At 59.1% G+C, this 13162-nt stretch carries 14 protein-coding genes; 13 read left to right on the forward strand and 1 reads right to left on the reverse strand.

Annotation, left to right across the window (positions count from 1 at the left end; translation table 11 throughout):
* Nucleotides 1–36: 36 nt before the first annotated feature.
* From DY250_RS10175 to DY250_RS14360, 8 genes are all read left to right on the forward strand, one after another.
* Complete coding sequence (locus DY250_RS10175) at nucleotides 37–1260, forward strand: aromatic amino acid transport family protein (protein ID WP_115612195.1); 1224 nt, start codon at nucleotides 37–39, stop codon at nucleotides 1258–1260.
* A gap of 99 nt (nucleotides 1261–1359) precedes the next feature.
* Complete coding sequence (gene gyrB, locus DY250_RS10180) at nucleotides 1360–3762, forward strand: DNA topoisomerase (ATP-hydrolyzing) subunit B (protein ID WP_115612829.1); 2403 nt, start codon at nucleotides 1360–1362, stop codon at nucleotides 3760–3762.
* A 129-nt stretch (nucleotides 3763–3891) separates the two neighbouring features.
* Nucleotides 3892–4407 (forward strand): SMI1/KNR4 family protein, encoded by a 516-nt coding sequence (locus DY250_RS10185; RefSeq protein ID WP_115612196.1) that lies wholly within the window; start codon nucleotides 3892–3894, stop codon nucleotides 4405–4407.
* A 50-nt stretch (nucleotides 4408–4457) separates the two neighbouring features.
* Nucleotides 4458–4970 carry an SMC-Scp complex subunit ScpB gene (gene scpB / locus DY250_RS10190; protein ID WP_115612197.1) on the forward strand — a complete coding sequence of 171 codons (513 nt, stop codon included), beginning with the start codon at nucleotides 4458–4460 and terminating at the stop codon, nucleotides 4968–4970.
* On the forward strand, nucleotides 4967–5758 hold the full coding sequence (locus tag DY250_RS10195) for a pseudouridine synthase (protein ID WP_115612198.1): 792 nt from the start codon (nucleotides 4967–4969) through the stop codon (nucleotides 5756–5758). The genes scpB and DY250_RS10195 overlap by 4 nt, the downstream gene beginning before the upstream one ends.
* 73 nt (nucleotides 5759–5831) lie before the next feature.
* A complete protein-coding gene (locus DY250_RS10200; RefSeq protein ID WP_115612199.1) occupies nucleotides 5832–6353 on the forward strand; it encodes a lipocalin family protein in 522 nt (173 codons plus the stop codon).
* Between the two features lie 337 nt (nucleotides 6354–6690).
* The gene (locus DY250_RS14355) at nucleotides 6691–7083 is read left to right on the forward strand and encodes a hypothetical protein (protein ID WP_218565580.1); all 393 of its coding nucleotides are present in this window, start codon (nucleotides 6691–6693) and stop codon (nucleotides 7081–7083) included.
* Between the two features lie 54 nt (nucleotides 7084–7137).
* Nucleotides 7138–7359, forward strand: a complete 222-nt coding sequence (locus DY250_RS14360; protein WP_281270405.1) for a DUF4261 domain-containing protein — start codon at nucleotides 7138–7140, stop codon at nucleotides 7357–7359.
* Between the two features lie 6 nt (nucleotides 7360–7365).
* Here DY250_RS14360 and gloA2 read toward each other — a convergent pair whose 3' ends face one another.
* Nucleotides 7366–7737, reverse strand: coding sequence for an SMU1112c/YaeR family gloxylase I-like metalloprotein (gene gloA2 / locus DY250_RS10210; RefSeq protein WP_115612200.1), 372 nt, complete (start codon nucleotides 7735–7737; stop codon nucleotides 7366–7368).
* A gap of 138 nt (nucleotides 7738–7875) precedes the next feature.
* On the opposite strand from gloA2, the gene bamA reads away from it, so the two are divergent.
* From bamA to lpxA, 5 genes are read left to right on the forward strand one after another with little or no spacing between them, the layout of a single operon-like run.
* Complete coding sequence (bamA, locus tag DY250_RS10215; protein WP_115612201.1) at nucleotides 7876–10170, forward strand: outer membrane protein assembly factor BamA; 2295 nt, start codon at nucleotides 7876–7878, stop codon at nucleotides 10168–10170.
* A gap of 51 nt (nucleotides 10171–10221) precedes the next feature.
* Nucleotides 10222–10881, forward strand: coding sequence for an OmpH/Skp family outer membrane protein (locus tag DY250_RS10220; protein WP_115612202.1), 660 nt, complete (start codon nucleotides 10222–10224; stop codon nucleotides 10879–10881).
* Nucleotides 10878–11852 carry a UDP-3-O-(3-hydroxymyristoyl)glucosamine N-acyltransferase gene (gene lpxD / locus DY250_RS10225; RefSeq protein ID WP_115612203.1) on the forward strand — a complete coding sequence of 325 codons (975 nt, stop codon included), beginning with the start codon at nucleotides 10878–10880 and terminating at the stop codon, nucleotides 11850–11852. The genes DY250_RS10220 and lpxD overlap by 4 nt, the downstream gene beginning before the upstream one ends.
* A 7-nt stretch (nucleotides 11853–11859) precedes the next feature.
* Entirely contained in the window at nucleotides 11860–12333 is a 474-nt protein-coding gene (gene fabZ, locus DY250_RS10230; RefSeq protein WP_006986757.1) for a 3-hydroxyacyl-ACP dehydratase FabZ, read from the forward strand.
* A 2-nt stretch (nucleotides 12334–12335) separates the two neighbouring features.
* Nucleotides 12336–13112 carry an acyl-ACP--UDP-N-acetylglucosamine O-acyltransferase gene (lpxA, locus tag DY250_RS10235; RefSeq protein ID WP_115612204.1) on the forward strand — a complete coding sequence of 259 codons (777 nt, stop codon included), beginning with the start codon at nucleotides 12336–12338 and terminating at the stop codon, nucleotides 13110–13112.
* The last annotated feature ends 50 nt before the right edge of the window (nucleotides 13113–13162 follow it).

A 13162-nucleotide genomic window follows, 5' to 3' on the forward strand; every position in this document is an offset into this window, starting at 1 on the left:
TTTCAGCCGCGCCCTTCTTTTTTCAAAGGAAAAACGATGGACAAACAACCTTCCGTTTTTGGCGGCGCCTGCATTATTGCCAGTGTCTGTGTCGGTGCGGGGATGCTCGCCCTGCCCAGCGCCGGTTCCGGTGCCTGGACGGTGTGGTCAACCGCCGTAATCGTGATGACGATGATCATGATGACACTTTCCGGCTGGCTGCTGCTCGAATCCTACAAGCACTATGACCTGCACGCTTCGTTTAATACGGTAACGCGCGATGTGCTTGGCCCACAGGTCAACGTCATCAACAATCTCGCCGTGTATTTCGTCGGCGGCATCCTGCTTTATGCCTACACCACCAGCCTGGGCGGTACGCTGGAACATTTGACGGGTGGTGCGCTCAACAGCAAGCTCGCCTCCATCCTCACCTGCATCGTCTGCGGTGCCTTCGTCTGGCATTCGACCCGCGCTGTGGACCGCATTTCCGAGCTGCTCATCATCACGATGGTGCTCACTTTTGCGTTCAGCATCTTTGGCCTGCTTGGGCATATCCGGTTTGATACCCTGTTTGATACCGCCACCGCCGGGCAAGGCGATTACGCGAAATACACCATGATGCTGCTGCCGGTCGGCCTGACCTCGTTCGGCTATCACCATTCCGTCGCCTCAATGCGCGCCTACTACGGCGAAGAGAAGAAGGCGTCGCGCGCCATCCTCTACGGCACCATCATCACCGTCAGCATCTACCTCGTCTGGCTGATTGCCATCTTCGGCAACCTGCCCCGCCCAGCTTTTGCACCAATTGTCGCGGCAGGCGGCGACGTCAACATCCTTATCGACAAACTCGGCGACGTAGTGAATGCCACCAGCATGAAAAACATCATTGCCGCCTTCTCGCTTGCCGCCGTCGTTTCCTCCTTCATCGGTGTCGGGCTTGGCGTCTTCGACTACCTCGCCGACTGTTTCCATTTCGCCGATAACCGCGCAGGCCGCAGCAAAACCTGGCTCGTGACCTTCCTGCCGCCACTGGCCTGCTCGCTTATCTCGCCTGCCGGGTTCGTGAAAGCCATCGGCTACGCCGGCGCAGTCGCCACCATCTGGACCTGCATGGTGCCCGCTGCACTTGCCTGGAAGACGCGGCAGCGTCCCGACCATAAAGCAGGTTTCACCGCTCCGGGCGGCATGGTCTTCGTCGCCCTGCTCTTCCTCTACGGCATCCTGGTCGCCCTCTTCCACTTCCTCAACATGCTGCACAAACTGCCCGTCTATCAGGGCTGAAAAGCAGGGGCAATATCCCCCTATTTGCAGGCAGGAAACGGCGGTAAAACCGCCGTTTATGCTAAAATGCGCGCCTTTGTACAGCCCACGGGAACGATCATGACCGAAAAAAAATACGACTCCTCCAACATCCGCGTTTTGAAAGGCCTCGAAGCCGTCCGCACCCGCCCGGGCATGTACATCGGCAACACCGACGACGGCAGCGGCCTGCACCACATGGTCTTTGAAGTCGTTGATAACGCCATTGACGAAGCCCTTGCCGGCTATTGCAGCGAAATCAGCGTCATCATCCACCAGGACGAATCCATCACCGTACGCGACAACGGGCGCGGCATACCGGTGGACATCCACCCCGAAGAAGGCCGCAGCGCCGCCGAAGTCATCATGACCGTACTGCACGCGGGCGGCAAATTCGACGACAACAGCTACAAAGTCTCCGGCGGCCTGCACGGCGTCGGCGTCTCTGTCGTCAACGCCCTCTCCGAACGCCTGACCATGACCATCCGCCGCGACGGCCACATCCACCAGCAACACTACCACCACGGCGAACCCGACGCGCCGCTGGCCGTCATCGGCGATACGGCAGAGAGCGGTACCGAAATCAACTTCCTCGCCGCGAGCGACACCTTCGGCAGCATCATTTACGACTACGACACCCTTGCCAAACGCCTGCAAGAACTCTCCTTCCTGAACGCGGGCGTGCGCATCACCCTGAGCGACGAACGCACCGACAAAACCCAGACCTACGAATACGAAGGCGGCGTACGCGCCTTCACCGAATACCTCAACCGCAACAAAACCCCCATCCACCCCACCATCTTCTATTGCAGTGCCGACAAAGACGGCGTGTACGTCGAAATCTCCCTGCAATGGAACGACAGCTACCAGGAAAACGTCTACTGCTTCACCAACAACATCCCGCAACGCGACGGCGGCACCCACCTGGCCGGCTTCCGCGCAGCGATGACCCGCACCCTGAACGCCTACATGGAAGAAGAAGGCCTCCTGAAAAAAGCGAAAATCTCGACCAGCGGCGACGACGCGCGCGAAGGACTGACCGCCATCGTCTCCGTGAAAGTACACGACCCCAAATTCAGCTCGCAAACCAAAGACAAACTCGTCTCCAGCGAAGTCAAAAGCGCCGTGGAAAGCGTCCTCGGCGAAAAACTCAAAGAATACCTGCTGGAAAACCCGCAAGAAGCTAAAACCATCGCCGGCAAAATCGTTGACGCCGCCCGCGCCCGCGAAGCCGCGCGCAAAGCCCGCGAAATGACGCGGCGCAAAGACGTGCTCGACATCGCAGGCCTGCCCGGCAAACTCGCCGACTGCCAGGAAAAAGACCCTGCTCTCTCCGAAATCTTCATCGTGGAAGGTGACTCCGCAGGCGGTTCGGCCAAACAGGGGCGCAACCGCAAATTCCAGGCCATCCTGCCGCTCAAAGGCAAAATCCTCAACGTCGAAAAAGCCCGCTTCGACAAAATGCTCGGCTCGGCGGAAATCGGCACCCTGATCACCGCACTCGGCACCGGTATCGGCAAAGACGACTTCGACGCCGCCAAACTGCGCTACCACCGCATCATCATCATGACCGATGCCGACGTGGACGGCGCACACATCCGCACCCTGCTCCTCACCTTCTTCTACCGGCAAATGCCCGAACTCGTCGAACGCGGCCACATCTACATCGCCCAGCCGCCGCTCTACCGCGCCAGCAAAGGCCGCAACAAACAATACCTCAAAGACGACCACGAACTGAACGAACTGCTGCTCACCCAGGCACTGGATGACGCCAGCCTGCACCTCTCCGCCGACGCCCCCGCCATCAACAAAACCGCCTTTGAAGCACTCGCGCGCGAACACGCCGTGATTGATGGACTGATCAAGCGCCTCTCGCACCGCTACGACAACCGCGTCCTGCGCGCCCTCGTCGAAGCGCCAGAACTCAGCCGCGCCACCTTCGCCGACGCAGACGCCATGCAGACATGGCTTGCCGCCTACCGCCAGCAACTTGCCCGCTTCGTTGAGGCCGGCGTCACCCTCACCGCCGACTACCTGCCGGGCGATAACCCGCGCATCGACATCCGCATCGAACAACACGCCAACCAGCACCACAACTACATTGACCCGCACTTTGCCGACAGCAACGAATACCGCCGCATCAACAGCTTCGGGCAAAAAGTGCGCGGTATGCTCGGCGAAGGAGCCTACTTCACCAACAGCAAAGAACGCATCGAAGTCGAACACTTCCACCAGGTCATCACCGCCCTGCTCGCCGAAGGCAAACGCGCCTACGAAATCCAGCGCTACAAAGGCCTCGGTGAAATGAACCCGGACCAACTGTGGGAAACCACGCTTGACCCCGCCGTGCGCCGCATGCTGCAAGTCCAGCTCAAAGACGCGCGCCTCGCGGATGAAATCTTCACCACCCTGATGGGCGAAGAAGTCGAACCGCGCCGCGCCTTCATCGAAGACAACGCCAACAGCGCCAACATCGACATCTGAGACAAACGCCTTCCCCGAATACAAGCGCTCTCCCGCTTGCAGCATCCCGCGACAACAGCCCCTCCCCATCCGGGGAGAGGGCAGGAAAAAACAAAACTATCAACGCTGAATCCGGCCCTCACACAACCTATGATCAACCTCACCGCCCTGCCCATCGAATACCACGAACAAGACACCCGCAAACAGCTTTACCGCGCCACCGCCGCACAAATCGCCGCTTGCGAAGAAGCCCTGCACTTCCACTTTGAAAACGACTACAAAAACCTGCTGCTGCAATACGGCGAAGGCACCATCGCCTACTGCATCCGCACCTATTCGCCGGAAAAAATCCAGCGGGAACAAAACGAATGGCTGGCGCGCATCAGCGAATACTGGTTCTGGGACGATGGCGCAGACATCCTCAGCAAAGCACAAGTACAAGACTCCATCTGCCTTGCCGATACCTTCAACGGCGACGAAATCATCTACCGCGACGGCCACTACTACATCCTGCCGCGCGACAGCGAAACCATCTACCCCGTCGGCGACACCTTCACCACCGTTGCCGACTGGTTCATGACATCCGGCGTCATCTACGAACCCATCCCCGCCAACGAGTGGACATTTACCCCATTTACCAGCAACCGCGACAAAGACGACGCATAAACCGCGCCATTACCCCGCTTGACGCATTTACCTTCCACTAAGGCATCCCTTTGAACCTCTCCCGCCGCATCGAAGCCATCCTCTTCACCCGTGACGAAGCCGTCAGCGCCGCCCAGCTCGCGCAGGCGCTCGCCACCACGGAAGACGCCGTGTGCACCGCGCTGGACGACCTCGCCGCGCGTTACGAAACCTCGGCGATGACCCTCGTCCACATCAAGGACGGCTGGCGCCTGCAACTGCGCAGCGACTATTTTGAGGCCGTCGCTGCCTTCGCCGAAGCCCAGCCGGTACGTTACTCGCGCGCCTTCTGGGAAACCCTCGCCTACATCGCCTACCACCAGCCCGTCACCCGCGCCGAAATTGATGCCGTGCGCGGCGTGACCACCAGTAGCGGCATCTACCGCCAACTCTTCGATCTCGAATGGATCGAAGTCATCGGTACCAAAGAAGTGCCTGGCCGCCCCGAACTGCTGGCAACCACCACCCAATTCCTGAACGACTTTTCCGTGGCCAGCCTTGACGCGCTGCCCGCCCTGCCCGAAGAAGACGGAGACCCCGCATGAAAGAACCCAAAGAACGCATCCAAAAATGGCTGGCCGCGCGTGGCCACGGCTCGCGCCGCGAAATCGAAGGCTGGATCCGCGCAGGCCGCCTCAAAGTGAACGGCAAACCCGCTGAAATCGGCCAGCCCGTCAGCGGGCACGAACGCTTCAGCCTGGATGGCCGCCCGCTGCACGTCTCGCCGGAACAAAAAACCCCGCGCAAAATCCTGATGTACCACAAACCGCCGGGCGAAATCTGCACCCGCCACGACCCCGAAGGCCGCCCCAGCGTCTTCGACCGCCTGCCGAAAATACGCCAGGGCCGCTGGGTCAGCGTCGGCCGCCTCGACCTCAACACCGCCGGCCTCCTGCTCTTCACCAACGACGGCACCCTCGCCCACCGCCTGATGCACCCCAGCGCCGAAATCCCGCGCGAATACTGGGTACGCGTCGCTGGCGATGTCAACGAGAACACCCTGGAAGCCCTGCGCCACGGCATCGAACTCGATGACGGCTTCGCCCGCTTCGACGACATCATGCCGCTGCAAGCCCTGCACGAAGACGACAGCCAGTACAACCGCTACTTCAGCGTCACCCTCAAAGAAGGACGCAACCGCGAAGTGCGCCGCCTGTGGGAAGCCGTCGGCTGCCAGGTCAGCCGCCTGAAACGCATCCGCTTCGGCAACGTGGCCCTGCCGAAAGATCTCGCACAAGGCCGCTACCGCCTGCTTACCCCTGGCGAAACAAACGCCCTGCTCGAACCGATCCGCCCCAAAAAAGGCCCGGCCCGCACCCCAGGCCCGCGCTGAAGCGCGTAAGCCCCTACTTGGCGTCCTTTCACATACAGGCCAATCCATCTCCTAACTATCCAAAGGAAATATCATGAAAAAACACCACATCCTGCTGCTATGCGCCGCCATACCTGCCCTCGCTGCCGCCAACAACATCAGCGAAGCGCAAATCACCGGACGCTGGCAATGCGTTACTGAATATTCGGGAGACTACTTCATTGCCAAAACAGACGACACTGTGACATTGCATGCTGATCATCTTGCTGAAAACGCAGGAAAATACACATTCCGCGTGCAAAATCTGACCTTCCGCTACACACAACCTTCGTACGGCAGCTGGAAACTGGATGGCGACACACTCAGCCTGACCTGGCGGGACGGCCCACTTACCCCGGCCCACGATCCGGAAATACAAAAACTGATCACAACCAAAGCAAAGGTGCGTGAATTGGAACAAGAAATTGCCGCCATCCTCAAACCGGATGAAAACACTGAGGTGGACGCCAATATCGTCCTGCGTGTTGACAGCATTGAAGGCAACACCATGCGGCAAACCCAACTGGAACGCGCCGGTGGGCCGGAAATGGCTAAAACCGTATGCACACGCCTGTAAAAAGGAACCGACGATCATCCGTTTGGCGCGAGCCCAGTAACGACGCCGCTTGGCTGTCCCGGTAACGATGCTGCTTGACGGATTCTCAGCACGATGGCGCTACGAAGAAAGAAAAGTGTAGAGACGTTGCCTGCAACGTCTCAAAAGCAAAAGGCACAGCGGCAAAATCCAGTAACTACGCCGCTTGGCGGGCGCCCTAAACCTGGCAACCATCCCGCCGACAATTCCCATACAATCGGAGAACCCCATGCAACACGCCCAAGACTTTGTCCTGCTCAAAGAATAGCGTTACGACCCCGCCCGCATTCTCGACGCCCTGCAACACGACTGGGGTATCGTGCCCAATAGCGGCGATACGCCGACCGTCGCGGAAGATTCGCTGATGTTTAACGTCAACGGCCTGCTCTGCTCGGTAGCACTGATGCCCGCGCCCGTTCCCGGCGGTGAAGCTGAACGGGTCGCGCTGAATGCCGCCTTCCACTATTTCCGCTGGGATGCTGTCGGGGCTGCACGCCAGCATCAGGCGCATCTGCTGGTCGCGATCCTGCCGCTTGGCGACGGCGCGCCTAGCACCATCGAGGTGATGAGTCTGTACAGCAAACTCGTCTGCGCCTGCCTTGCCGATGACAACAACCTCGGCGTGTACACCTCCGGTACCATCTTCGCCCCCGCTTTTTACCGCGATGCCTGCAACGCCCTGTGCCACGGCGCTCTGCCTGTCATGGCGTGAATTTTCATCGGCCTGTATGGTGACGAAGGCAGCAGCAACGCCTACACCATCGGCCTGGAACAATTCGGCAAAATGGAACTGGAAATCCTCGCCAGCCAGCACGAACCGAACGAGTTATTCACTTTCCTATGCAGCATCTGCGACTACCTCATCACCAATGACATAACCCTGCGTGACGGCGAAACCATCGGTTTCAGCGAAGATGAAAAACTGGCGATTACCCGCTCGCCACGTGTCGTCGGCGTCGCTGAAGAAACGCTGAAAATCGCCTATTAAGCCGCTTTACCCCTGATAAAACTCAATCGGCAGCCCGTCCGGATCTTTAATAAAGAAGAAAGCCTTGCCGGTGTATTCATCGATGCGCACCGCTTCGCAATCCACGCCTTTCGCCTGTAACGCCGCCCGCTGGGCGGCCACGTCGTCTACTACGAAGGCAAGATGGCGCAAGCCGCAGGCTTCCGGGCTATTCTGCCGTGGCGGCGGGTCAGGAAAGGAAAAAAGTTCGAGCAGGTAGCGCCCATCGCTGCCAAGATCCAGCTTCCAGGAATCGCGTGCGGCGCGGTAGTTTTCGGCAAGGATTTCCAGCCCCAGGATTTCGGTGTAAAAGCGCTTGCTGCGCGCATAATCGGCGACAATCAGCGCCACATGATGCATCCTCAAAATTTCCCCCTGTGTGATTGGCAAAACGTCGTGATTATAAGCCGCCGCCCCGCTGTGCTTCCATTGCCGCCCTTTCTGCCCTTTGTTATCATGCCGCCCTTTCAAATCAACCCCTTTTGATGGTTCCTCATTATGCGCAACACGCTGAAAACGCGGGTTTTACCCTGTGCCGCAGTCCTCTTTTTCTCCCTCTCGGCATACGCCGAATCTTTCCGGGTCGCCGATATTCGTATTGAAGGTTTGCAGCGGATTTCCGCCGGCACAGTCTTCACTTATTTGCCTGTCGCCGCCGGCCAGCAGTTCGATATGGCAAATAGCGCCCAGACTATTGATGCCCTGTATAAATCCAACCTCTTCTCGCAAGTCCGCCTCGCCCGCGACGGCAATGTGCTGGTGGTGCAGGTGGAGGAATTCCCCGTCATCGCCGAGGTCAATCTCAAAGGTAACCGCGACCTGAAATCGGAAGACCTGCAAAAGGCGCTATCCGCCGCCGGCATCAGCGAGGGACAGGCTTACAATCCGCAGATGTTGCAGCAGCTGGTGCAGGAACTTACCGAGCAGTATCAGGCGCGCAGCAAGTACGCAGTGAAAATTGAGCCGAAAGTACGCCAACTGCCGCGAGGCCGCGTCGCCATTGATCTTGATATCAGCGAAGGGCGTTCCAGCCGCATCAAGCAAATCGACATCGTCGGCAACAAGATCTATTCCGACAAACAGCTCATTTCCCTCTTCGATACCTCGACCCCACGCTGGAATTCCTGGCTGACCAAGTCTGATCAGTATGACCGCGACAAGCTGCAAGCGGATATTGACCGCCTCGAATCCTTCTACCGTGACCGGGGCTTTATGGATTTCGCCGTGACTTCGACCCAAGTCTCGCTCTCACCTGACCGCAAATGGATTTACCTCACCGTCAACGTGGACGAAGGCAAGGTCTATCGCGTCAAGGGCTATCAGTTGCAGGGCGACCTCATCGTGCCGCGTACCGAGCTGGAATCGCTCATCACCTTCAAACCCGGAGATCGCTACAACCGCAGCGAAGTACGCAAGAGTACCGACGCCCTGCGCACCCGTCTTGCTGACGAAGGCTATGCCCAGGCACAAGTCAATGTCGTGCCGAATGCCGACAAACTAAGCGGCGAAGTGAGCTTCGACATACTCGTTACCCCCGGCATCAAGACCTATGTGCGGCAAATCAGCTTCACCGGCAACACCAAAACCTATGACCGCGTGCTGCGCCGCGAACTGCGCCAGCAGGAAGCCAGCCTCTACTCCGGCTCCGATGTCGCTCGCTCGGAAGAGCGCCTGCGCCGCCTGCCGCAGGTGGACAGCCTTGAACAGGCCATCCACCCCGTCCCCGGCACGCCTGACCAGGTTGACCTCGAATACAAAATCACCGAGCGCAGCACCAGCAGCATCCAGGGCGGTGTCGGCTACGGACAAAGCAGCGGAGCACTGTTTAACCTCGAATACAACGACAACAACTTCCTCGGCACCGGCAACTCGCTGGGTATCAACTTCGGCAAAAGCTCGTCCGAACAACGCTACGGTTTCAACTTCACCGACCCGTATTTCACCGCTGATGGCGTCAGTATCAACTACGCCTTTGATTACAGCAAAACCAATTACCGCAAAGAACGCCTGTCCGACTGGGCGGCAGATACCCTGGATGCCACCATCACCTTCGGCTACCCGCTCACCGAATACCAAAATGTCTATTTCGGCGGCGGCTTCCGCACCCTGAAAATCAACACAGGCACCAACGTGGCGAGCGAAATCACCGATTACCTCGATAAAAATGGCCGCCGCTATAAAGAAGGTGTTGTCACCCTCGCCTGGAGCAAAGATACCCAGGACAACACCTACCTGCCGACCAAAGGCAGCCTGAACAAAATCAGCGGTGAAATCACCCTGCCCGGCTCGGATGACACCTACTACAAAATCGGCTACCGCAACCGTACCTACTTCCCGCTCAACAACGACAAAAGCCTTATCCTCGGCCTGCGTGGCGACATCGCCTATGGTGGCGGCTACGGCAAAACCGACGACCTGCCGTTCTACCGTCACTACTATGCTGGCGGCCTCACTACCGTGCGCGGCTTCGAGCACAGCTCGCTCGGCCCGCGCTACGGCAATGGCGACAACTCTGGCGGCGACTTCCGCACCGTCGGCGGGGTTGAGCTGATGACCCCGTGGAAATTAAACGAAAAATCCAATAACGTCCGTGTCGGCACCTTCGTTGATTTCGGTAACGTGTACAGCAAGCCCAAAGACTTTGATCTCGGAGAATTCCGCTATTCCGGCGGCCTCTTCGTGCAGTGGATGTCGCCCTTGGGGCCGCTCAACCTGAGCTATGCCGTCCCCATCAAGAAAAAAAACGGCGACCAGAAAGAAGCCTTCCAGTTCAGCTTCGGCATGGGCTTCTAAACCCATCCCGCCGTGCCACGGATGGCGCGGCACCACTTACCCGGCCACACCATGAAAACACTACCGCTGGCGGCACTCCTCGCCCTTGCCGCTACCTTGCACGCCCAAGAAGCGGATACATCTACCGCCTCAGCGGCAACACCTACCCCTGCAACACCAACTGCCGACAGTACAACAGCAGCCCCGGCTGGCGAAAACCGCGACTACAACGCTGCCGGTACCGCACTACCCAATCCCCCCACCCAACCTGCCGCTGCCGTTGACCCTGCCGACCTGCGCATCGGCTTCGTCAATTTCCGCCGCATCATAGCTGCCGCGCCGCAGCGTGAAGAAGTCAACGAGCGCCTCGAACGCGAATTTGGCGTTGAGCGCGATGCCCTGCTGCAAGCACAAAGCGAATTGCGCGACATGGAACGCCGCCTGGAAACCATCCGCCACGGCGACGCCTACAACGAACTCGAACGCCAGGTTATCAACAAACGCCGTGACGTCAGCCGTCGTGACAGCGACTACCGCGACAACATTAACGTCCGCCGCAACGAAGAAATGGCCAAACTGCAAAAAATGATCGGTGACGAAATCCTCAGCCAGGCCAAAGAAGCGGGTTATGACATCATCCTGAACGATATCGGCGTCTTCTACGTCAGCGAACGTGCCGACCTCAGCCCGCTCATTATCAAACGACTGCAAGACAAGGCAGGAAAACCATGAAGACCAGCGCAGGCGACATCGCCGCCCGGCTCGGCGGCACCCTCCACGGCGACCCCGCTACCCCCATCCACGGCGTTGGCACCCTGCAAGACGGCCAGGCAGGTGAAATCGGCTTCCTTACCGATGCACATTACCGCCAATACCTGCCGGCGAGCCGCCTTGCCGCCATCCTCGTCGCTGAAGCCTGTCCCGAAGCGCCGATGACCCAAATCATCGTCAAAGACGTCAAGCGCGCCTGGCGCCACCTCACCGACGGCTTCGCCCCACCGCCCCCAGCGCCTGTCATCTCCCCGCAAGCGCACATTGACCCCAGTGCCACCCTCGGTGCGAACATCAGCATCGGTGCCGGTGCCGTCATCGGTGCAGGCGCGGACATCGGTGACGGCTGCCGCATTGCCCCGCTCGCCTACATCGCGGACGGCGTAACCATTGGCCGCGACAGCAACATCGGTTCCGGTGTGCGCATCCTTGAAAAAACCACTATCGGCGCCCGTGCCAATATCCTCGCCAACGCCGTCATCGGCGAACGCGGCTTCGGCAACAACTTTGAAGACGGCCGCTGGCTGCCCGTCGCCCAGCTCGGCGGCGTGCGCATCGGTGATGACGTCGAAATCGGCGCCTGCACCACCATCGACCGGGGCGCGGTGAGCGACACCATCATCGGCAACGGCGTCAAACTCGACAACCACATCCAGATCGGGCACAACGTCCGCATTGGCGATCACACCGTCATCGCCGGTTCCGCCGTCATCGCCGGCTCCGTCACCTTCGGCAGATACTGCGTCGTCGGCGGTGCCTGCGTCTTCACCGGCCACATCACCATCTGCGACGGCGCCCAGTTCACCGGACACTCCTCCATCAGCAAAAGCATCCACCAGCCGGGCGCCTACTCCTCCGGCATCCCTGCCATGCCCGCGCTGCAATGGAAAAAATTCTTCGCCAAACTCAAACTCCTAGCCAAAGAAAAGTGAGCCTCCTATGCACCCCACCATCATGGACATCGAAGAAATCCGCCGCTACCTGCCGCACCGCTACCCCTTCCTGCTGATAGACCGCGTCACCGACATCGAAGTCGGCAAATACATCAAGGCCATCAAAAACGTCAGCGCCAACGAACCCTTCTTCCAGGGCCACTTCCCCGGCAAAGCCGTCATGCCTGGTGTACTGGTCATCGAGGCAATGGCGCAGGCGGCCGGCATTCTTGGCGTCAAAAGCGGCCGTAAAGAACTCGGCCTGCCCGACATCCCCGAAGAAGACAACATCTACTTCTTCGTCGGCATTGACAAAGCCCGCTTCCGCAAAACCGTTGTCCCCGGCGACCAACTGCATTTCGACATCAACATCATCCGCTCGCGGCGCGGCATCTGGTCATTCAACGCCGAAGCGCACGTGGATGGCAAACTCGTCTGCGAAGCGGAAATCATGTGCACCACCGCAGGCAGAGGGGGATAAACATGATCCATCCGACTGCCATCATCGATTCCAAAGCCGAACTCGCGCCGGACGTCAATATCGGCGCATACAGCGTCATCGGCGCAGACGTGCACATTGACAGCGGCACCACCATCGCCCCGCACGTTGTCATCGAAGGCCCGACCCGCATCGGCAAAAACAACCACATCTACCCCTTTGCCTCGCTGGGCGCCGCGCCGCAGGATAAAAAATACGGCGGCGAAGCGACCACCCTGCAAATCGGCGACAACAACACCATCCGCGAATACACCACCTTTAACCGTGGCACCGTGCAGGACATCGGCACCACCATCCTCGGCAACGACAACTGGATCATGGCCTACGTCCACCTCGCGCATGACTGCGTCATTGGTAACGACACCACCATCGCCAACAACGTCACCCTCGCCGGCCACGTCCACATTGAAGACCACGTCGTCATGGGCGGCTTCGCCCTCGTGTACCAATTCGTGCACATCGGTGCCTACACCATGGTCGGTTACTGCGCGGGGGTCAAACAAAACGTTGCGCCCTACTCGCTTGTGGTCGAATCCCCGGCGCGCATCGCGGGCATCAACCTCGAAGGCCTGAAACGCCACCATTTCAGCGCCGACGACATCGCCATGATCAAGCGCTGCCACCACCACCTCTATCAGGAAAACCTGCTGCTGGACGAAGCGCGCGAGAAAATCAACGCGCTCGCGGCAGAATCCGCTCCGGCGCAAAAAATCGCCACCTTTCTCAACAACACCGTCGGCAAACGCGGCCTGACCCGCTGAACCGTCAGTTAAATAAAAAAGCCGCAGTTACTCTGCGGCTTTTTTATTGG

The organism is Cardiobacterium valvarum, from assembly GCF_900460955.1.
In the GTDB taxonomy this organism is placed as follows: Bacteria; Pseudomonadota; Gammaproteobacteria; order Cardiobacteriales; family Cardiobacteriaceae; genus Cardiobacterium; species Cardiobacterium valvarum.